Annotated in this window: 18 protein-coding genes; 4 read left to right on the forward strand and 14 right to left on the reverse strand. The window is 71.2% G+C overall.

Features of this window, described 5'->3' with window-relative positions:
• Positions 1-4 precede the first annotated feature (4 nt).
• From AB0H62_RS13925 to AB0H62_RS13935, 3 genes are read right to left on the reverse strand one after another with little or no spacing between them, the layout of a single operon-like run.
• Entirely contained in the window at positions 5-823 is an 819-nt protein-coding gene (locus AB0H62_RS13925) for a nuclear transport factor 2 family protein (protein WP_360586221.1), read from the reverse strand.
• The gene (locus AB0H62_RS13930) at positions 823-1,632 is read right to left on the reverse strand and encodes an enoyl-CoA hydratase-related protein (protein ID WP_360586222.1); all 810 of its coding nucleotides are present in this window, start codon (positions 1,630-1,632) and stop codon (positions 823-825) included. The genes AB0H62_RS13925 and AB0H62_RS13930 overlap by 1 nt, the downstream gene beginning before the upstream one ends.
• Positions 1,629-3,209, reverse strand: a complete 1,581-nt coding sequence (locus AB0H62_RS13935; RefSeq protein ID WP_360586224.1) for a carboxyl transferase domain-containing protein — start codon at positions 3,207-3,209, stop codon at positions 1,629-1,631. The genes AB0H62_RS13930 and AB0H62_RS13935 overlap by 4 nt, the downstream gene beginning before the upstream one ends.
• 159 nt (positions 3,210-3,368) lie before the next feature.
• On the opposite strand from AB0H62_RS13935, the gene AB0H62_RS13940 reads away from it, so the two are divergent.
• Complete coding sequence (locus AB0H62_RS13940; protein ID WP_220242101.1) at positions 3,369-5,129, forward strand: biotin carboxylase N-terminal domain-containing protein; 1,761 nt, start codon at positions 3,369-3,371, stop codon at positions 5,127-5,129.
• A gap of 18 nt (positions 5,130-5,147) precedes the next feature.
• Here AB0H62_RS13940 and AB0H62_RS13945 read toward each other — a convergent pair whose 3' ends face one another.
• The 8 genes from AB0H62_RS13945 to AB0H62_RS13980 are packed head-to-tail and all read right to left on the reverse strand — an operon-like array spanning position 5,148 to position 12,676.
• A complete protein-coding gene (locus tag AB0H62_RS13945; protein WP_220242102.1) occupies positions 5,148-5,948 on the reverse strand; it encodes an SDR family oxidoreductase in 801 nt (266 codons plus the stop codon).
• 28 nt (positions 5,949-5,976) lie between these two features.
• On the reverse strand, positions 5,977-6,738 hold the full coding sequence (locus AB0H62_RS13950; protein ID WP_220242103.1) for an SDR family NAD(P)-dependent oxidoreductase: 762 nt from the start codon (positions 6,736-6,738) through the stop codon (positions 5,977-5,979).
• Positions 6,735-7,568, reverse strand: a complete 834-nt coding sequence (locus tag AB0H62_RS13955) for a mycofactocin-coupled SDR family oxidoreductase (RefSeq protein WP_360586228.1) — start codon at positions 7,566-7,568, stop codon at positions 6,735-6,737. Before AB0H62_RS13955 ends, AB0H62_RS13950 begins: the two co-directional genes overlap by 4 nt.
• 49 nt (positions 7,569-7,617) lie before the next feature.
• Positions 7,618-8,970 (reverse strand): FAD-dependent oxidoreductase, encoded by a 1,353-nt coding sequence (locus AB0H62_RS13960; RefSeq protein WP_360586230.1) that lies wholly within the window; start codon positions 8,968-8,970, stop codon positions 7,618-7,620.
• Positions 8,971-8,992: 22 nt separating this feature from the next.
• Positions 8,993-9,445 (reverse strand): VOC family protein, encoded by a 453-nt coding sequence (locus tag AB0H62_RS13965; protein ID WP_220242106.1) that lies wholly within the window; start codon positions 9,443-9,445, stop codon positions 8,993-8,995.
• Positions 9,442-11,007 (reverse strand): AMP-binding protein, encoded by a 1,566-nt coding sequence (locus tag AB0H62_RS13970; protein WP_220242107.1) that lies wholly within the window; start codon positions 11,005-11,007, stop codon positions 9,442-9,444. Before AB0H62_RS13970 ends, AB0H62_RS13965 begins: the two co-directional genes overlap by 4 nt.
• A 31-nt stretch (positions 11,008-11,038) precedes the next feature.
• The gene (locus AB0H62_RS13975) at positions 11,039-11,449 is read right to left on the reverse strand and encodes a nuclear transport factor 2 family protein (protein ID WP_220242108.1); all 411 of its coding nucleotides are present in this window, start codon (positions 11,447-11,449) and stop codon (positions 11,039-11,041) included.
• A 12-nt stretch (positions 11,450-11,461) separates the two neighbouring features.
• Positions 11,462-12,676: a cytochrome P450 gene (locus AB0H62_RS13980; RefSeq protein WP_360586233.1), complete on the reverse strand. Its 1,215-nt coding sequence runs from the start codon at positions 12,674-12,676 to the stop codon at positions 11,462-11,464.
• Positions 12,677-12,783: 107 nt separating this feature from the next.
• Between AB0H62_RS13980 and AB0H62_RS13985 the strand changes: the two genes are divergently transcribed.
• Entirely contained in the window at positions 12,784-13,995 is a 1,212-nt protein-coding gene (locus tag AB0H62_RS13985) for a hypothetical protein (RefSeq protein WP_360586235.1), read from the forward strand.
• On the opposite strand, the gene AB0H62_RS13990 is transcribed toward AB0H62_RS13985, so the two are convergent.
• From AB0H62_RS13990 to AB0H62_RS14000, 3 genes are read right to left on the reverse strand one after another with little or no spacing between them, the layout of a single operon-like run.
• Positions 13,990-14,361, reverse strand: a complete 372-nt coding sequence (locus tag AB0H62_RS13990; RefSeq protein WP_360586237.1) for a nuclear transport factor 2 family protein — start codon at positions 14,359-14,361, stop codon at positions 13,990-13,992. The genes AB0H62_RS13985 and AB0H62_RS13990 overlap by 6 nt on opposite strands.
• Positions 14,358-15,479 carry an LLM class flavin-dependent oxidoreductase gene (locus AB0H62_RS13995; RefSeq protein ID WP_360586239.1) on the reverse strand — a complete coding sequence of 374 codons (1,122 nt, stop codon included), beginning with the start codon at positions 15,477-15,479 and terminating at the stop codon, positions 14,358-14,360. The genes AB0H62_RS13990 and AB0H62_RS13995 overlap by 4 nt, the downstream gene beginning before the upstream one ends.
• A complete protein-coding gene (locus AB0H62_RS14000; protein ID WP_220242113.1) occupies positions 15,480-16,865 on the reverse strand; it encodes an FAD-dependent oxidoreductase in 1,386 nt (461 codons plus the stop codon).
• Between the two features lie 125 nt (positions 16,866-16,990).
• Here AB0H62_RS14000 and AB0H62_RS14005 point away from each other — a divergent pair, with 125 nt between their 5' ends.
• Positions 16,991-18,640, forward strand: a complete 1,650-nt coding sequence (locus tag AB0H62_RS14005; protein ID WP_360586241.1) for an AMP-binding protein — start codon at positions 16,991-16,993, stop codon at positions 18,638-18,640.
• A 16-nt stretch (positions 18,641-18,656) separates the two neighbouring features.
• On the forward strand, positions 18,657-20,276 hold the full coding sequence (locus AB0H62_RS14010) for an AMP-binding protein (protein ID WP_360586243.1): 1,620 nt from the start codon (positions 18,657-18,659) through the stop codon (positions 20,274-20,276).

The raw sequence follows: 20,276 nt of genomic DNA on the forward strand, positions 1-20,276 counted from the left end.
CCTCTCAGGAGCCGGCGGCGGCCGGCTGCGCGAGACCGCGGGCCAGCCCGAGCCGGTCGCGGACGATCCAGCCGCCGATCCGGCCGCCCTCGACGGAGACCAGACCGACGAGGTGCAGGGTCGCGGGCGTGCCGACGGCCGCCTCACCGCCGTCGGGGCCGAGCCCGCCGGCGTAGGCGCCCGTGGCGGTGATCCGGAAAGCGACGTGCTCGCCCGCGGAGAACAGCTCGTCGATCCTCGATGTGACGTCGGTGAGCAACGCGGGCCCGGCGTCGCCGTCGTCGAAGCGGACCGCGGCCGGGGAGTCCTGCGGCTGTACGGCCCCGCCGGACGCGATCCAGTGCCGGACGAGGGATTCCGCGGCGGGGTTCGCCGGTTCGGCTTCGGTGTCCCACGGCGCCGGTGCGGGCGGGTCGACCGGAGACGGGTTCCCGGAGCTCAGCTGACGGCGGCGGGACAGGTAGTCCTGCTCCACGAAGTTCGTCTCCAGCCGGCGGCCGTTCCAGCGGTACAGCCCGATGCCCGTCCACACGGCGACCTGTCCATCGCGGGCGCGCCGGCCGTGTTCGGAGAACCGCAGAGCCAGTTTCCGGCCGTCGGTGACGATCGAGTGGACCGTCAGGCACAGCCCGGGATACTGCTCGAACTGCCGCTGCGCCGCCGGGATGTACGCGTCGTCGCGCCCGGCGACCTCGTGCGGGCCCATGCGCAGGACGTAGCCGGGCTCCATGATCTCCGCGCACACGGAGACATCGTGGCGGTTGGTGTAGTCGTTGACGTAGCGGCGCATCAGCGCCACGAACGGGTCGGGGTGGGCGGTCATCAGCGGCCCTCGAACTTGGGCGGCCGTTTGCCGAGGAAGGCGGCGATGCCCTCCGCGGCGTCCGCGGTGGCGTGCAGGGTGGTGAGCGCGGCGGTCGAGTGGTCGAACTCGCCGCGGTCGACGCCGCGGTTGACCAGGTTCTTGCCGCTGGCCACGGCGAGCGGGGCCATCGACGCGAACCGCCCGGCGAGCTCGCGTGCGGCGCTCATCAGCTCGGCGGCGGGAACCACCTTCTGCGCAAGGCCGATCCGCAGCGCCGTGGGCGCGTCGACCCGCTCGCCGCCGAACATCATGAGCTTCGTCCAGTGCCGCCCGATCACCGAGGGCGCGCGCAGCACCCCGAACCCCGGGACCAACCCGACACCGCACTCCGGCATCCCGAACGTCGCCGTCTCGGCGGCCACCACCACGTCACACGCCAGGGCCAGCTCGCACCCGCCGCCGAGGGCGAACCCGTTCACGGCCGCGACGATCGGCAGTGGCGACTCCTCCACCGCGGCGAAGGTGCGCATGCAGTCCTGCTGGAACTCCCGCTTGGCGACGACGTCGGTGAGGTCGGCGAAACTCGCGATGTCGCCGCCGGCCGAGAACGCCTTGTCACCCGCGCCGGTGATGATCACGGCTCGCGTGCGGCCGTCGGAGGCCAAGTGGGCCAACGCTTCCCGCAACTCCGGCCAGAATTCGCGGCCCATCGCGTTGAGCTTGCCCGGGGTGTCCATGGTGAGCACCGCGACCGCGCCCTCGCCGTCGCCGGTGTCGTCGACCTCGACCCGCAAGGTGCGGGCCGCAGCGGGATTCCAGGTGCTCACGCAAGTCCTCCCGAGGCGATCTCGATGCTCGTCGCGATGACGTCCCGCGTGCGGGCGGGCTCGATGACGTCGTCCAGCGACAGGTGCGCGGCGGCCTCCCACGGCTCGGCCTCGCTGATCCACTCCTCGGTCAGCTCGGCGACGAGCGCCGCGTGCGCCTCGGGGCCTTCCTCGGCCAGCACGCGTTCCAGCCGGCGCCGGTGGATCGTGCGGATGCCGGTCTCGGGCGCCATGAACCCCAGCTCGGCACTCGGCCACGCGTAGAGGAAGTCCGGTTTGGTCGGGCGCCCGCCCATCGCGAAGTGCCCACCACCGTAGGCCTTGCGCAGCACCACTCCGACCTTCGGCACAGTCGCCTCGGCGATCGCGGACACGAGCCCTTCGTAGCCGTGCAGGATGCCTCCGCGCTCGGCCTGGGTGCCGATCATGAGACCGGGCACGTCGTGCAGGAACACCAGTGGCAGGCCGAACGTGTCGCACAGCTTCACGAACGTCCGCTCCTTCGCCAGCGTCGGCGGCTCCAGCGCCCCGGCGCGCACGATCGGCTGGTTGCCGATGAGCCCGACCGGCCGCCCGTCGATCCGGGCGAGTGCGCACAGGAGGCTCGGCCCCCAGCCGTCGGCCCAGGGCAGCACGCTCGCCTCGTCGGCGATGCACGCGAACACGTCGCGCATGTCGTAACCGGAGCGCGGGCCGAGCGGGACGATCGACTCGAGCTCACGCGGGTCCCGGGCCGGCGGGCGCGGCGGAGCGAGCGGCGGCTTCAGCGTCGAGTTCTGCGGCAGGTAGGACAGGAACGCGGCGATGGCGTCCATCGCGTCGGCCTCGGTCTCCACGACGAGGTGCGCGTTGCCCGCTTCGGTCGCCGCGGCCGGGCCGCCGAGCTCGGTGTCGGTGACCTTCTCGCCGATCGCCGGCTCCACGACCGACGGACCCGAGAGCGCGATCGACCCGCTGCGCACCATCACCACGAAGTGGGCGGTCGAGGCGTGCAGGGCGGAGTCGCCGTAGCTCGGACCGAGCACGGCCGCGGCTCTCGGCACCACCGGCTGACCGGGCGGCGGCTTGAGGAACGTGGTGAAGTCCAAGGGAAGACCGGAAAAGCGCCAGCCGGAGACGTCCGGCATCCGGCCGCCGTCGGCGTCGCACAGCAGGACGAGGGGGAAACCGTGGCGTTGCGCGTGCTCGATGAGCCGGCCCTGCTTGCGCATGCTGATGGGGGCGGTCGTGCCGGCCACCACGGAGGAGTCGATGCCGATCACGCCGATGCGCCGGCCGTCGAGCAGCCCGAACCCGGTCACCACGGCGTCGCCGGGGATCGGCTTTTCACGGCGCAGCTCCGGCAGCGCGAGCGCGCCGATCTCGAACCACGAGCCGGAGTCGACGAGCAGCTCGATCCGCTCCCGCACGGGCAGCCGGCCGGATTCCCGGTGCCGGCGCAGGCCTTCCGGCCCGCCGCTGGCGTGGGCGGCCGCCTGCTTCTCGCGGAGGACGGCGAGCCGGTCGGCCATCGTGACCTCGGCCGGTTCGGCGGTGTCGCCACCCGAGTCGTCGCGCACGGTGCTCCTCGTCGTCACGGGACCTCCCCTGGCCGGGATCGGGTGGTCCGTCCCCGGAGCCGACCCTAGACTATCAGACGACTGGTTGGTAGACAGTTCTCCACGGGGTGCTCGTCGTCCGCGACGGAACCCCCAAGACGGGTGTGCAGCGACACCACGGACGTGAGGGAAACCGACATGCCAGAGGCGACCGTCCTGGTGGCGAACCGCGGCGAGATCGCCGTTCGCATCATCCGCGCGTGCCACGAACTCGGTCTGCGAGCCGCCGCCGTCCACAGCGACGCGGACGCCGGCGCGCTGCACGTCCGGCTGGCCGACGAAGCTCACCGGATCGGACCGCCGCCCGCGCGAGCGTCCTACCTGGACGTCGACGCGGTGCTGGGTGCGGCGAAGGCGGCCGGTGCGAGCCTCGTGCACCCGGGTTACGGCCTGCTGAGCGAGGACGCCGGGTTCGCCGAGGCAGTCACCGCGGCCGGGCTGACGTTCGTCGGGCCGTCCGCCGAGGTCATCGCGCGGATGGGCGACAAAGTCGCGGCGCGCGCGGTGGCCCGGAAGTGCGGCGTGCCGGTGCCGCCCGGCACCGCGGATCTCACGGCCGAGCAGGCGGCGGCCGAGGCGGACCGGATCGGCTTTCCCTTGGTGGTCAAGGCTTCGTTCGGCGGGGGCGGGCGGGGCATGCGCGTCGTGACGTCCGCCGGCGGGCTCGCCGAGGCGATGGCCGCGGCCGGGCGGGAAGCGGGCGCCGCGTTCGGACGGCCGGAGGTGCACCTCGAGCGCTACCTCCAGCCGGTGCGGCACGTCGAAGTGCAGGTGTTCGGCGACGCGCACGGCACGGTCGTCCACCTCGCCGACCGGGACTGCTCGGTGCAGCGCCGGCACCAGAAGCTCATCGAGGAGGCGCCGGCGTTCGGCCTGCCGGATCGGGTGCGCGCCGCGCTGCGGGAGGCGGCCGTGACCCTGGCGCGCGAGGTCGGTTACGTCGGCGCGGGCACGGTCGAGTTCCTCGTGCTGCCGGAGACCGGCGAGTTCTTCTTCCTGGAGATGAACACCCGGCTGCAGGTCGAGCACGGCGTGACCGAGCTGGTCACCGGCCTCGACCTCGTCGCGGCGCAGCTGCGGGTCGCGCTCGGTGAGCCGCTGCCGTTCACGCAGGACGACGTGGTGGTGCGCGGACACGCGATCCAGGCCCGCATCGCGGCCGAGGATCCGTCGGCGGGTTTCCGGCCGGCGCCGGGCACCGTGACCGGCCTGACGCTGCCGCTGGGTCCGGGGATCCGCAACGACTTCGGTGTCGAGACCGGCGACGCGGTGCCGGCGATGTACGACTCGCTCTTCGGCAAGGTCCTCGCCCACGGCGCCGACCGCGACACCGCGCGACGCCGGCTCGTGGGCGCGTTGGGCGAACTGCGGGTCGCGGGTCCGCCGACGACCGCGCCGTACCTGCGCACGATCCTCGAATCGGCGTCGTTCACGGAAGGCAGGCACGACACGGGATCCGTCGAACGGGAGTGGGTGCCGGAACCGGCCACGGCTCCTGCCGCTCCCCCCGCCCCGCACACCTCGGGCACGAACGCCGTGCCCGCCCGGCTGGTCCGGATCGCCACGGACCGCGGGCCCGTCGAGATCGCGGTTTACGGACGCGCTCAGCGGCCCGGGGTGGTTGCCGCGCCGTCGGAACGCCCCTCACGCGACAGCGGATCAGGAAGCACCGCAGGCGCGGCAGCCGGCGGACCGCCCACCGCGCCGATGGACGCCACCGTGGTCGCGGTCCGGGTCGAGCCCGGGCAGGAGGTCGCCGCGGGTGACGTCGTCGCGGTGCTGGAGGCGATGAAGATGGAGATGCAGGTGCGCACGGAGGTCGGCGGTGTCGTCGGGACCGTCCTCGTCTCCCCCGGCACCTCCGTCGCCGCCGGGGCTCCGCTGATCACGCTCGGCTGAGCCCGGCGGTCCCGGCTGTCACGCCTTCGGGACGGCGACGATCGGGACGTCCGGCCCGCCACCGTCGACGAGGATGCGTTGCGCCGTCAGGTAATCGGCGTCGGCAGAGGCGAGGAACGCCACGACACCGGCCACGTCCTCGGGCCGCGCCACGCGGCCGAAGGGGTAGCGCGCGTCGAGGTCGGCGATCATCGGCGCGCCGGACGCCGCGACGAGGCGCTCGCCCATGTCGGTCGCCACCAGGCCGGGCGCGACGATGTTGACCCGCACGCCGTGCGGCCGTTCCTCGTGCGCCAGGGTCCGCGCGGCGGTCTCCATCGCGGCCTTCGCCATCGTGTACGCGGCGCCACCCGCCGGCGTGGTCTCCACGATCGCGCTCGACACCACGATCACGTCGCCCCGGGCCGCGGCGCGCATCCCCGGCAGCAGCGCGCGGATCAACGCGAGCGGCCCCAGCGTGTGGACGCGCAGCAGCCGCAGGTATTCCTGCTCGTCGGTGTCCGCGATCGGCGTGCCGCGGCTCGCCGTTCCGGCGTTGCTCACGAGCAGGTCGACGGGGCCGAGGTCGGCCCGGATCCGCTGCACCATGGCGGCGACGGCGGCCTCGTCGTCCACGGACGCGCGGTAGGCGACCGCGGTCCCGCCCTCGGCCGCGATCCCCGCCACGACCTCCTCGGCCGCGCCGGCGTCACGCCGGTAGTTGACCGCGACGGCGGCACCGTCGGCCGCGAGCCGCGTCGCGATCGCACGGCCCACACCGCGCGAGCCGCCGGTCACCAGCGCGATGCGGCCCGCCAGCGGCGTGGGGTCGGGGGACATCGGAAACTCCTCGTCGTCGGTGGTCGCGTCAGAGGCGGGTCGCGGCGTCGAGCCGGACCACCTCGCCGTTGAGCAGCTCGTTTTCCATGAAGCTCGCCACGAGCCGGGCGAAGTCTTCCGGGCGGCCCAGGCGTTTCGGGAACACGTGCAGGTCCATCAGCGCGGCGCGGCGCTTCTCGTCGGCCCCGGCCAGCATGCCCGTGTCCATGATCCCCGGGCACACCGTCATCACGCGGATCCCCCAGATCGCGAGATCCCGCGCGAGCGGCAGCGTCAGTGCGACCAGCCCGCCCTTCGACGCCGAATACGCCGCCTGCCCGGCCTGCCCTTCCAGCGCGGCGGCCGACGAGACGTTGACGATCAGCCCGCGCTCGCCGTCCGGGCCCGGCTCGTTGCGCGCCATCACGGCGACGGCGTGGCGCAGCACATCGAACGCGCCCACGAGGTTGATCTCCACAGTGCGCCGGAAGAGATCGAGCGGGTGCAGCTCGCCCTTGCGCGACAGCACCCGCGCGGCCGGGCTGATCCCGGCCGCGTTGACGCACACGTCGAGCCGCCCGAACCGCTCCGCGACCGCGCCGACGGCCTTCTCGACCGCCGCCTCGTCCGACACATCGGTGGGCACGAACAGCGCGCCTTCGCCCAGCTCGGCCGCGAGCTCGGCGCCGGCCGAGCTCGCCAGGTCGAGGATGCCCACCCGGCCACCGCCCGCGACCAGCCGCCGCGCGGTGCCGGCGCCGAGCCCCGACGCACCGCCGGTGACCAGGCCGACGGAACCCTCGATCCTCATTTGATCGTGGCCCCCGCGTCGACGGGCAGCGCGACCCCGGTCACGTACCGCGCCTCGTCGCTGGAGAGGAACAGCACGGCGTTGGCGATGTCGATCGGGTCGACCCACGGCACCTGGAGCGCGTTGAGCGACAGGAAGCCCGGCATAGCCGCCTCCCTCGTCGGCGCCGGGTCGTCCGGGGCGAACATCCCCCACGTGCCGGGGTTCTGGATCATGTGGGTGTCCACATTGGTCGGATGCACGGTGTTGACACGGATGCGGTGCCCGGCGAGCTCGTTGGCCATCGTGCGCATCAGCCCGACCATCCCGTGCTTGGCGGCCACGTAGTGCCCGACCTGCATGATGCCCTTCAGCCCGCCGATCGAGCTGGTGAACACCATCGACCCGCCGCCGCGGCGCATCAGGTGCGGCACCGCGGCCTTCGCGGTGTGCCAGACCCCGGTGAGGTTGACGTCGAGCATGTCCTGCCACATGTCCTCGGTGAGCTCCCAGGACATGCCGTAGGTGGCGATGCTGGCGTTCGCCACGACGATATCCAGCCCGCCGAACCGCTCGACTCCCTCGTCGAGAGCGGCCTGCAGGCCTTTGGCGTCCCGGACGTCGGCCTTGCTCGCCACGATCTGCCCACCGGCCTTCTCGACCAGCGCGGTGGTCTCGGCCAGGTCCTCCTCGGTGGCCGGCGGGTACTTGTCCACCGTCTCGACCGCCGCGCACGCGTCGATCGCGATGATGTCGGCGCCCTCCTCCGCGAGCCGCACCGCGTGTGCGCGGCCTTGCCCACGTGCCGCGCCCGTGATGAACGCGACCTTTCCCGCGACCCGTCCCGTCATGTCCGCCTCCTCTGCTGGAAGAAACTTGTTGCCGTTCAAAGACTTCCGGTCAGTAGCGCAGCGTCCCGGCGAACGCGTCGAGCCGCTTGCCCAGCACGGCCTCGGCCGCCGTGATGCCCGAGCGCGCGGCCTTGTCGATCCCGATGCCGCGGGCGCGCGTCGTGTCGCCGGTCAGCCACAAGCCCTCGATCCCGCGGACCTTCGTGTCAGGCCGGACCGGGCCGACCAGGCCCGGTTTGGTGATCACGCCGTAGCTGGTGACGACGTGCGGCTTCGTCCACAGTGCCCCGCGCGCCGCCGGCAGCATCTCCTCGATGTCCTCCCACAGCTCGGCGAACTTCCGGTCGAGCCAAGCCCGGTCGCCGTAGTGGGTGGTCGCGTCGAACGAGGCCCCGACGCACGTCAGGTACTCCCCTGCGGGCGAGACCCCGCCGTCGTAGCCGGTGAAGTTGAGGGTGAAGCCGGGCAGGCCGCAGCGGGGTGTGGACAGGAACGACGCCATCTCCCGCTCGGTCATCGCGATCACCGGCTCCTTCGCGGCGATCCAGTAACCGATCCAGCAGGCCCGGTTGCGGTTGGCCGCCAGCATGCGGATGCGCGCCGCGAGGTCCCACGGCAGCACGTCGTCGTCGAACAGCCGCAGCAGGTCCCACACCGGCGCCGACACGACCACCTGTGGGGCCGCGATCTCCTCGCCGTCGCGCAGCGTCACGCCGCGCACGGCGCTATCGCGCACGTCGACCCGGCGGACCGGCGCCGACAGCCGGAGCTCACCACCGTGGGCCTCGAACGCCGCCATCATGTTGTGCCACAACGCATCCCAGCCGCCCATGGGCCAGAACGAGTATCCGGCGGTGCGCCGCGTCGAGTAGTGCAGCTTGCGCGTGTACAGGTTCTCCGAGGCCGAGTGTTCCCACGGCCGCAAGGTGATCTGCTCCAGCACCGAGATGGCTTCCCACACCGTGTACACGCCCTCGTCGGAGGTGTACTGCGCCATCCACTCCCGCAGCGAAGCGTGGTTCCAGTTCTCCAGCTCCTCGTACGACGTCTCGTTCAACGCCTGGATGCACCGCTTGAGGCCCTGCTTCGCGCTGCCCGCGTACTGCTCCTGGATCGGCGCCCAGCCCCGGCCGTTGGTCCAGAACGGCATGGAGTCGCTGCGTTCGGAGTGCACGAGGTCGAGCCCCATGAGCGCGCACACCCTCGTCAGCGAGTCGCCGGGATCCTCGACGAGGTGGCTGCCGAGGCCGAGCTGGTGCCCCTTGTACCGGTACTCGCGCGCCCGCCCGCCGAGGTACGCGTGCTTTTCCAGCAGCAGCACGCGTTGGCCCTGTTCGGCCAGCACTGACGCCGTGACCAGGCCGGACACGCCGGCACCGAGCACGATCACGTCGTAGGACAAGAACCCTCCTCCTGCCGGGTACTCACGGGGCGACCACGTCGGCGACCGCCCGCAACGGCGCGTCGAGCAGTTCGAGCACGGTCCCGTCCGGGTCGCGCAGGTACACCACCCGTACCGGCCCCCACTGTTTCGGCCGGTTCCACAGCCGCTGCCCGCCGGCGGCCTCGGCCCGGGCCAACGCGGAGTCGACGTCGGCGACCCGGATGCCGAGGTGCGGCAGCCGGGCGGCCGGCTCCTGCGCGGCACACCACTCCGGCGCCGGCTCGCCGAACTCGAACAGCTCGATCCCGCTGCCGTCCGGGAACCCGAGCAGGGCGACGCGCACCTCGCGCTCGGTGTTCATCGCCAGCGCGGCCGCACCGGGATCGAGCGTGAATGGCGGCGCGAGCGGTTCGGCGCCGAGCTCGCGGTAGAAGGCCACGGCCCGGTCCAGCTCCGCCACGCGCACGCCGAGGTGGTGCAGTCCCGCCGTCACACGGACCGGCCGCGGTCCGCCCAGTACGCGCGGCGCAGGTCGCGCTTGAGGATCTTCCCGGTGGGCGCCTTGGGCAGGGCGTCGACGAACTCGACGGACCGGGGCTTCTGGTAGGAGGCGAGGTGCTGCTTGGCCGTGGCGATGATGTCGGCCTCCGTCGCCGTCGTCTCGGGCTTGAGCACCACGAACGCCTTCACCGCTTCGCCCCACTCGTCGTCGGGCACGCCGATCACCGCGCACTCCAGCACCGACGGGTGTTTGTTCACCGCCTCCTCGACCTGGATCGAGTAGATGTTCTCGCCACCGGAGATGATCATGTCCTTGGCGCGGTCGACGATGAACACGTACGACTCGGCGTCCCAGGTGGCGATGTCGCCGGTCCACATCCAGCCGTCGCGGATCGTGTTCTCGGTGAGGTCGGGGCGGTTGAGGTAACCGAGCATGTTGGCCTCGGACCGCACGATGATCTCGCCCGCGGTCCGGCCGTCCTTGGGCACCTCGCGCCCGTCCGGGTCGACGACGCGGACCTGCGTGACGAAACCCTCGCGCCCGCAGGACATCAGCCGTTCCGGGTGGATGCCGCGCACGGCGTCGAGGTGGTCTTCCTGCGACAGGAAGCACATCGTGGTGCCCTCGGTCTGCCCGTAACCCTGGATCAGCGTGCAGGGGAACTGGTCCAGCGCCGCCTTGACCACCGACGAGGGCATGGGCCCGCCGCCGTACTGGATGTTGCGCAGGGCCGAGATGTCGTAGGAGGAGAAGCCCGGCACGGCCATCATCCAGTTCAGCATCGTGGTGATGCCGAGGAACGCCGAGACGCGCTCCTCCTGGATGAGCTCCAGCGCCGTGCGCGCCTCGAAGTTCATCAGCACCAGCGGGCAGCCGTGGCGGTGGTAGTTCATCGAGAGCACCACCGGGATGTGGTACATCTGCCCGGTCAGCATGTAGACGTCGGTCGCGACGATGCGCTCGGCGACGGTCTGGTTGAGCATCCCGAACGACACGCTCGTGTGGCTGTGCAGCGCGCCCTTCGACTCTCCGGTGGTGCCGCCGGTGTAGAGGATGAAAAACGGATCGGCGTCACCGACCGACGACGACTGCACCGGCTCGTCGGTGCTGCTGCGCGCCAGCAGGTCCTCGTAGCTTCCGTCGCCCGATTCGCCGTACTGCAGCCAGTTGGGCACGTCCACCGCGGCCTGCAGCTGCTTCGCGGTATCGAGCCACTCGTCGGACGCGATCACCGCTTTCGGCGCCGCGTCGGCGACGATCCGGGTCAGCTCGCCCGCTCCGAGCCGCCAGTTCAGCGGCTGCGTAACGAGCCCGGCGCGCCCGGCGGCGTAGTACAGCTCCTGGTACTCGATGGAGTTCTTCGCCAGGATCGCGACCCGGTCCCCTTGGGACAGACCGAGGCCGCCCTCGCCCGCCAGCCCGTTGGCGAGCCTGCGGACGCGTTCGTCGAGGGTTCTCCAGTCCATCCGCCGGCCGCTCGGGGCGTCGACGATCGCGTCCCGGGTGGGCGTGAGCGCCGCCCACTTCTCCGGGATCCGTCCGATGTTGACCATGGGTGTCCTCTGGTAGGTGCCGGTGCGGGGATCAGTAGGGCAGGTCGAGGTAGATGTGCCGGGTCGCGATCAGCCAGCGGTCCCCCTGCTTCACCAGCTCGTCGCGGTACCAGCCGCTGGAGAGCACCCGCACCGCGCCGTTCTCGATCGAGAGCAGTGTGAGGTTCGCGGTCGTCGCCGCGCTGTCCGGGGTTTCCTTGGTGAGCACCAGGTTCGAGAGGTTGTGCCGGCGCTGGTCGGTCTGCGCGACGAGCGAATCCGCGTGCAGCTTGCGGATCGCCTCGCGACCCTCGAACGGCCCGATCGTGTCACCTTCGCGGCCGATCTGCATGGTCATCGTGGCCGTCTCGGTGAACTGATCGGCGATCAGGCCGACGTCGTTCTCGTCGTAGCCCCAAGAAGCCTTGCCCAGGACGTTTTCGATCTCGGCGCGTGCGGTCATGCGGGTGCCTCCTCAGGCGGGCGTGAAGGTCAGGGGCAGCGAAGTGGGGGCGCGGGTGAACACGCCGTGCTCCGGCGGCGCATCGCCGTCGAAGCGGATGTCCCGCATGGCGTCGAGCAGGTGCGCGATGCCGGTGTCGAGCTCGGTCTTGGCCAGCATCGCGCCGACGCAGAAATGGCGTCCCAGGCAGAACGCCGTGTGGTTGGCGCCGGCGGTGTAGGCCCGGCCGAGGTCGAGGTCGGCGCGCAGGAGGTTGAACGAGTCGGGATCGGCGTACTTGGCCGGGTCGCGGTTCGCCGCGCCGATCAGGCAGGTCACGGTCGTGCCCGCTTCGACGCCCCCGCCCGAGAGCTCCACGTCCTCGGCAGGCTGGCGCATGATCATGTGCACCGGCGGCGAGAACCGCAGGGTCTCCGCGAACGCGGCCGCGATCAGCGAGTGGTCGGCGCGCACCGCTTCGAGCTGGTCGGGGTTCGCGACGAGGTTGCGCATCAGGCTGGCGATGGCCTTGTCGGTGGTCTCCCCGCCCGCGGTCAGCAACAGGCTGCAGAAGGCCTTGATCTCCTCGTCGCTCATCCGCACGCCGTCGATCTCGGCGGAGCACAGCGTGGAAAGCAGGTCCTCGCCCGGGTTTTCGCGGCGCTCGCGAATGATCGGCAGCAGGTAGGCCTCGAACTCTTCCTTGGTACGGATCCCTTCGGCCATGACCTGCTCGTCACCGGAGAGGTTCGACAGGAAGGCCATGATCGAGCTGTACCAGCGGTGGAAGTGCTCGTGGTCGGACTTGGGCAGGCCGAGCATGTCCACGATCACGTTGATCGGGAACCGCGTCGCGTACTGGTCGACGAGGTCGACGCGCCCGTCTTGGCGGAACGCGTCGACGAGGTCGCGCGAGTTCTGTTCGATGACGGGCAGGAACTTGGTCATCAGGTCCCGGCCGCGGAAGGCCGGCGCGACCAGGTTCCGGTGCGTGGAGTGCTCGCGCCCGTCCATCTGCAGGATGGTCCGGCCGTGCACGGGCTCGAGCTGCCAGTCGTAGTTGTGGCTGGTGAACACCGGGTCCTTGAAAGCGCGCTCGACGTCCGCGTACCGGCTGATCACATAGCTCTGCGTGGCTTCGTGCCAGATGAGCGGGTGCTGCTCGCGCATCACCCGGTACGCGCGGTAGGGATCCGCAGCGAACTCCTCGGACAGGATGTCGGGTCCAGCGGTGGCGGCTACGGACATCGGCGTCCTCCATGACGTCATCGTCACTGACTAACGGCCGTTTGGTAGCGGTGAGATTAGCACCACACCGGTGCCCCAACAAGGGTCTGTCAACCAACCGTTTGACAGTGAAGATCGGGCTTGTCATGCTGCGGACAGGACTCGCGCAGGGAGGCTCCAGTGCACGACGACGGCAGGCCGCGACGCTTCCCCCGAACGGCCCGGGCCTGATGGGTCGCGCGCTGGTCGTCGGTGGCACGGGCCCGACCGGTCCCCCGATCGTGGCGGGGCTGCTCGCCCGCGGGCACGAGGTGACGGTGTTCCACACCGGCCGCCACGAGGTCGCCCAGCTGCCGGACGTCCCGCACGTGCACGGCAGCCCCTTCGAGGCGGACGACATCGCGCGCGCCGTGGGCGAGGGCGGGTGGGACCTGGTCGTCGCGACCTACGGCCGGGTCCGGCTCATCGCCGACGGAGTGGCGAACCGCTGCGCGCACCTGGTCGTGGTCGGCGGCGTGCCGGTTTACCAGGGTTACGTCAATCCCGGTTCGCGGTTCCCGTACGGCGTGCAGCTGCCCGTGCGCGAGGACTCGCACCCGCTCGTCGCGCCGGACGAACCCCGCTTCGCCGGCTACAGCACCGGCCCGATCCGGCGCACCGAAGACCACGTGTTCTCGTTGGGCGCCAAGGGTTCCTTCGCCGCCACCTACCTGCGCTACCCCACCGTCTACGGGCCGCGCAACCCGTACGCCTGGGAGTGGAACGTGGTGCGCCGCGTGCTGGACGGGCGCCCGTGGCTGGTCCTCGCAGACGGCGGGCACGGCATCCACTCCCGCGCCGCCGCGCGCAACGCGGCGGAGGCCGTGCTGCTGGCCGTCGACCGGCCCGGGATCGCGGCGGGCAAGGCGTACAACGTCGCCGACGACGAGCTCCTCACCGTGCGGCAGTGGGCGCAGCTCGTCGCCCGCGCTGCCGGCCGCGACCTGGAAATCCGGTCGCTGCCCCGGGAACTGCCCAATCCCGGCCTCGCGGTGTCGGCGTTCGGCGGCCAGGAGTCGCCCACGTGCATTGTGGACACGACCCGGCTGCGCGAGGACCTCGGCTACCGCGACGTCGTCTCGGTGCCCGACGGGATCGCCGAGACCGTCGAGTGGATGCTGGCGAACGAACCGGTCCTGCGCGCGTCGGGCACCACGGATCCCTTCGACTACCCGGCCGAAGACGCGTTGGTGGCGGCCTACGAGCGGGCATTGGCGAGCCTGGCCCCGCAGGCCGCGCCGTTCGACGCGGGCATCGAGCGGATGGGCATGGTGCAGACGGCGAAAGGCCGCACCCTATGACGCGAGCACCTGGCGGCGCACGTCGCGGGTGTCGTACCAGGTGGCGACTTTCGCGATCCGGCCCTCGCGCAGGTCGAACACGTCGAGGGCGCTGAACCCGATCGGACGGCCGTCGCGCAGACGGCCCGTGAAGCCGATCTCCGTCACCACGGCCTCGGCGGCTTCGATCCAGCGCGTCACGCGGTCGACGTGCTCGGCGTAGCCCGCGAGGAGCTTCGCGAAGTGCGCGATCGCCGCGTCCCGGCCGACGACCGGGGCCGCGCCGACGGTGTGGATCTCCACCTCCTCGGTGAAAACCCCGGCCAGGTCGGCGAACCGCTCGGCGTTGATCGCGGAGAAGTACGCCTCCACCGCCGCTCGGCTCACGACCCGACCAGCTTCTTCAGCTCCGTCATCGCCTGGAACGACCACCTCGCCAGCGACGGGTCGCCGAACGCGGTGATGTTCCACATGACGAGGTGGCGCAGCCCGGCCTCGCGGTACTCCGCCAGCTGCTCGGCCACCTGGGCCGGGGTGCCGCAGAACGCGTAATGCCGCACGACTTTCGGCGGGATCGCGTCGATGATCCTCAGCGACTCGGCACGCGACACGGCCGTGGGGATGAAGTCGTGGAAGCCGGATCCGCCCGGCCCGCCGTCCAGCGGCGGTTCGACGCCGAGGTCGCGGAAGACCTGTGCGGGCAGCAAAACACACAGCGCGCGCACGAGCGGTGCCTCGGTGAGCCGCTGGACCGTCTCCTCGTCGGGACCCATGAGCAGGTACCCGAGCATGCCGGGGGTGATCGCCTCGGGATCGCGGCGCGCGTCCTGCGCCGACTGCCGGATCGTGGTGAGCGACTTGGCGTACTCGGCCGGCGACATCTTGGTGGGCAGCCACCCGTCGGCCTTGGCCCCGGTGAGCTCCAGCATCCGCGGGCCGTGCGCGGCCGTCCAGATCTCGGGCGCTTTCCCTTGGTAGGGTTGCAATCCCAGGACGGCGTTCTCCAGCGTGTGAAACTTCCCGGCGTAGTCGACGGGTCCGTCGGCCTCCCACAGCAGCCGCATCACGTCGATGCCTTCGCCCAGCTTCGCGACGGGCTTGTCGAACGACATCCCGTACGGCGTGATGTTGAGCCGTTCCCCCGAGCCGAGCCCGATGATCGCGCGGCCCTTCGTGACGTGGTCCAGTGTCAGCGCGCTCGCCGCGGCCATCGCCGGGTTGCGCCGGATCAGGTCGGTGACGACGACGCCGACCTTGATCCGCTCGGTCTGCGCGCCGACGACACCCATCATGATCAGCGGGTCGAAGTAGGCGTGCGGGTTGGGCTGCACCGCGGCGAGCGGCGTCAGGTCCTCGGTCCACATGGTGTCGGCGTGCCAGCCCATGAGGTGGTCAGGCCACCACACGGCGTCGAAGCCCTCGGCTTCGCTGCGGCGCGCGAACTTCACCGCGGCGTCCGCGGGCGGCATGATCTGACCGGGCACACCGAGCTGCAGACGCTCCACTCAGTACCTCCATCCATCGCCGAACGTCGGGATCCGCGCACCGAGGTAGTCCTCGACGCACGTGAGGGCGGCGCGGGCCGCGCGGTCGGTGCCGACGCCACGGCTGCGGAAGGTCTCGCTGGCGAACCAGAGCCCCTCGACGTTGGGCGCGCGCCAGTGCGGCCGGTACTTCCCGACCAGCCCGGGCATCTGGATCACGCCGAAGCTCGGCTCGAACACCAGGTGCCGGCGCCGCCAGACCGGGTTCGCCAGGCCGGGCCACATCGTCTCGACGTCGCGTTCGAAGGCCTGCATCGTGGCGCGGCACCACTCGCGGTCGCGGCCCTTCGCGCCCGGGATGATCGCGCCCAGCACGTGCAGGTGCGTGCCTTCGGGCGAGCACGACGGGTCCATCGCCGACTGGTCGAACATGAACCCGGAGCAGTCCGTCGACGGCGTCGCGGTCCACGTCGAGAGCTCACGCGGGTCGAACTGCGTGACCGGCTCCTCGGTGGCGAGGTAGAGCCCGAGCCAGGCGATGCGGAACTTGTCCTGCGCCAGGAACTCGATCTGCGAGGCGTACCACTCCGGGAGCACGCTGCGCGGCACCACGTTCAGCACGTGCCACACCGGCAGCGTGGAGATCACCGCGGGGGCCTCGAGGATCTCCTCCTCGAAGAACTCGTTGGGCAGTACCCGGGGTTCGCGGGCGACCGCGACGCCTTGCACCGCACCGTTTTCGACGATCACGCGCTCGACCGTGGTCCCCAGGCGCAGCTCGCCGCCGTGCCCGGTGATCGCGTCGGCGAGGTCGCGCCACAGCCCGTCCCAGCCCTGGCCGGGCCAGCACGAGTAGGCGGCGGTGTTGCGCTCCTCGTAGTGCATCTTGCGCACGTAGAGGTTGTCGCTGGCGGAGTGGTCGTACCAGTTGTCGGTCATGCACTCCAGCACGGAGATGAACTCGAACAGGTCCACCACGCCCTGGTCGGACGTGTGCTGGTGGATCCATTCACGCAGCGACCGATCGTCCCAGTCGTCGAGCTCGGAGTACGGGGTGTCGGCGAGTGCCTTGATGACCTTCTTCAGTTCCGCGCGGTCGGTGTAGCGGTCGCGGATCGAGCCCCAGCCCGACCCGTTTTCCCAGATCGGCATCTCCTTGCTGACCTCGCCGTGGATCAGCTCCTTGCCGACGTGCTCGAACACCTTGGTGAGGCCTGATCCGCCGTCTTCGATCAGGTGCCCGCCGAGGTTGACGGTGAAGCCCTCGTCCGGCACGGCCATGGCGCGCCCGCCCAGGTACGGGCTGCGGTCGAGCACGACGACCCGCTTGCCTTCGCGCGCGAGCAGCGCTCCCGCGCACAGGCCGGCCGCGCCCGCCCCGATCACCACCACGTCGTAACTCGACACGGCATCACCTTTCTTCGCCGCAGTCGCGGTCAACGCATTGTCGCGGCTGGGTTTTCCGGCTTGTCCACCATCAAGTACCCACGCTAGTTTGTCAAACGGTCGGTAGATAGAGCGGGGAGTGGCCGATGACGAGCAGATCCGCCGGTTCCGTCCGGCCCGTGGCCGCCACCACGCTCGGCGATCTGGTGCGCCGTCGAGGGCTGGCGCATCCCGATCGCGAAGCCCTCGTCTTCCCTGCCGAACGGGCCACTTACGGCGCGCTCGCCGACCGCGTCCGGGAGCTCACTCTCGCGCTGGTGGGGCTGGGAGTTCAGCCGGGCGACCGGGTCGGGATCCTGCTGCCCGCGTCGGTCGATCTCCTCGCGATGCTGGTGGCCGCCACCGAGGCCGGCGCGATCGCGGTGCCGGTCAACGCGCGGTTCAAGTCGGTGGAGCTCGAAGGCATCGTCACGCACTCGGGGATGCGGGTGCTCGTGACCGCTCCCCCGCGGGCCGGCGAGCCGGACTTCGCCGAGCTGCTGCACCGGACGTTTCCGGGGCTCGCCGAGGGCGCTGCTGCCGAGCTGGAGCACGTCGTGCACCTGGGCGGTCCTGGTGGCGGCGGGCTGATGTCCTCCGCGGAGTTCTTCGCGAGTGCGTGTCCTGCCGCCGAGGCCGACCGGGCGGCGGCGAGCGTGCGGGTCCGCGACACCGCGTTGCTGGTCTACACGTCGGGGACCACGGCCGCGCCCAAAGGCGCGATGCTCAGCCACGAAGCCCTCACCCGGCTGGCCGACGGGATCGCCGGCGAGCGGATGCCGCTGACCGCGGACGACCGGGTGTGGACGGCGATCCCGCTGTTCCACGGTGGCGGGATCACCTTCGCCCTCACCTGCCTCACGGCGGGCGCCACCTTTGTGCACCCGCGGTTCTTCGACCCCGCCACGACGTTGGAAATCCTGGTCCGCGAGCGCGTGACGGTCGCGCTCGCGGCCTTCGAGACGATCTGGCTGCCCGTGCTCGACCGGCCGGACTTCGCCTCGTACGACCTGTCGCGGATCCGGGTCGTGATGGTGGTCGGCGTACCCGAACGGCTCCGCACCATGGCGGCGCGGCTCCCCGACGCGGTGCACGTGTCGTGCGTGGCGATGACGGAGTCCGCCGCGTTCCTCACGCTCAACCGGCTCGACGACCCACCGGACAAACGCGTGGAAACCGGCGGGCATCCGATGCCCGGGATGCAATGCCGGGTCGTTGATCCGTCAGGTGACGACGTGTCCCCCGGTGTGCCCGGTGAGCTGCTTTTCCGTGGCCCCAACACGTTCGACGGTTACTTCCGCGACCCGGACCTCACCGCGCGCGTGTTCGACTCCGCCGGCTGGTTCCACACCGGCGACGTGGTCGTCGCGGACTCCGACGGTCGGCTGACGTTCGTGTCCCGGCTCAAGGACATGCTCAAGGTAGGCGGCGAGAACGTCGCGGCGGCCGAGGTCGAGGGGCACCTGCTCACGCACCCGGCCGTCGCGATCGTGGCCGTGGTGGCAGCCCCGGACGCGCGGTATGTCGAGGTGCCTGCGGCGTTCGTCCAGCTCAAGCCGGGGTGTTCGGTGACCGAGCGGGAGCTGATCGACCACTGCGTCGGGCGGATCGCGTCGTACCGGGTGCCGCGCTACGTCCGCTGGGTGACCGAGTGGCCGATGTCGGGGACGAAGATCAAGAAAGTGGAGCTGCGCAAGAGGATCGCCGACGAACTGGCGGCCGCCGGCATCACGGAAGCGCCGCGGGTGCGCCAATAGTCGCTCTGGAGGGGCCATGTCCACCATCCCGGATCTGCTCGACCGGTGCGCGGCCGAGCGCGAAGTCGTGTTCCCCGACGGACGGCTGAGTTATGGCGAGATCGCCGCTGAGGCCCGGCGACTGGCCGGATCGTTGTGGGCGCGGGGAATCCGCCCCGGCGATCACGTCGGCGTGCTGGTGCCCGGCGGGATCGCGAGCGTGACGACCTGGCTGGGGATCGCCTACCTGGGCGCGGTCACCGTCCCGGTGAACCCCCGGCTCAAGGCCGCGGAACTCGCCTACGTCGTCGAGCACGCCGACCTGCGGCTGCTGTTCGCCGACACCACGCTCGGGCCGGTGCTCGCCTCGGCGCTTCCCGGGCTCGCTCCTTCTTCCGGTCTTTTCCTGCGGGTGGCGCCGGTGTTGCGTGCGATCGTCGCCGTGGACGACGGCCCCGCGCCCGCCGGCTGGCTCTCGCGCGCCGCGTTCTCGGCGAGTCCTGCCGACGCGGCGACGGTGACCGCGGCCCGGGACGGTGTGCGCGCCGGCGATCCCGCGTTGATCCTCTACACCTCCGGCACGACCGCCCGGCCGAACGGATGCGTGCACGACAACGCGTCCCTGGTGGCGGAAGGCGAAGCCGTCGCCGAACGGCTCGGCCTCACTTCAGAGGACCGCTTCTGGACCGCCCTGCCGATGTTCCATTGCGGCGGATACGACGTCGTCCTCGCGGCGCTGGCGGCCGGCTGCGCGATGGTCCACACCGGACCGTTCGAGCCGGGTCTGGCGTTGCGTCAGCTCTCCGAAGAACGGTGCACGGTCGCGTTTCCCGCGTTCGAGACGATCTGGCTGCGCGTGCTCGACCACCCTGAGTTTCCTGGTACCGACTTGTCCGCGCTGCGCCTCGTGCTCAACGTCGGCGCCCCCGAACGGCTGCGCGCCATGCAGGCCCGGATCGCCCCGGCCGTCCAGATGTCGTCCCTCGGCTCGACGGAGTCCCTCGGCTTCTGCTGCGTCGGCTCCCCCGACGACCCGGCCGACGTCCGCGCCACCACGAGCGGCAAAGTGTTGCGGCACATGGAAGTCCGCGTCGTCGACCCTGCGACTCGCGCGCCGGTCCCCGCGGGCACCCGCGGCGAACTCCAGTTCCGCGGCACCTCCCGCTTCTCCCACTACCACCGCGACCCCGAGCTGACCGCCGAACGCCTCGACCCCGCCGGCTGGTTCTCCACGGGCGACCTCGTCGTCGCCGACCCCGCCGGCCGCCTCTCCTTCGTCTCGAGGCTCAAAGACATGCTCAAGGTCGGCGGCGAAAACGTCTCCGCCGCCGAGGTCGAAGGCTGCCTCGCCGACCACCCCGCCTGCGGCGTCGTCCAGGTCGTCGCCGCCCCGGACGCCCGCCTCGGCGAAGTGGCCGCCGCCTTCATCCAGCTCCGCCCCGGCGCCACCACCACCGAACGCACCCTGATCGACCACTGCCTCGGCCGCATCGCGACGTTCAAGGTCCCGCGCTACATCCGCTTCGTCACGGACTGGCCGATGTCGGGCACGAAGGTGCAGAAGTTCCGCTTGCGGGAGGTTATTACCGAGGAACTCCGTGCCGCGGGCATCACGGAAGCGCCTCGGCTTTCGTCCCGTCAGACCGAGACCGGGTAG

The sequence above is a fragment of the Amycolatopsis sp. NPDC050768 genome, assembly GCF_040654155.1.
Lineage (GTDB): Bacteria > Actinomycetota > Actinomycetes > Mycobacteriales > Pseudonocardiaceae > Amycolatopsis.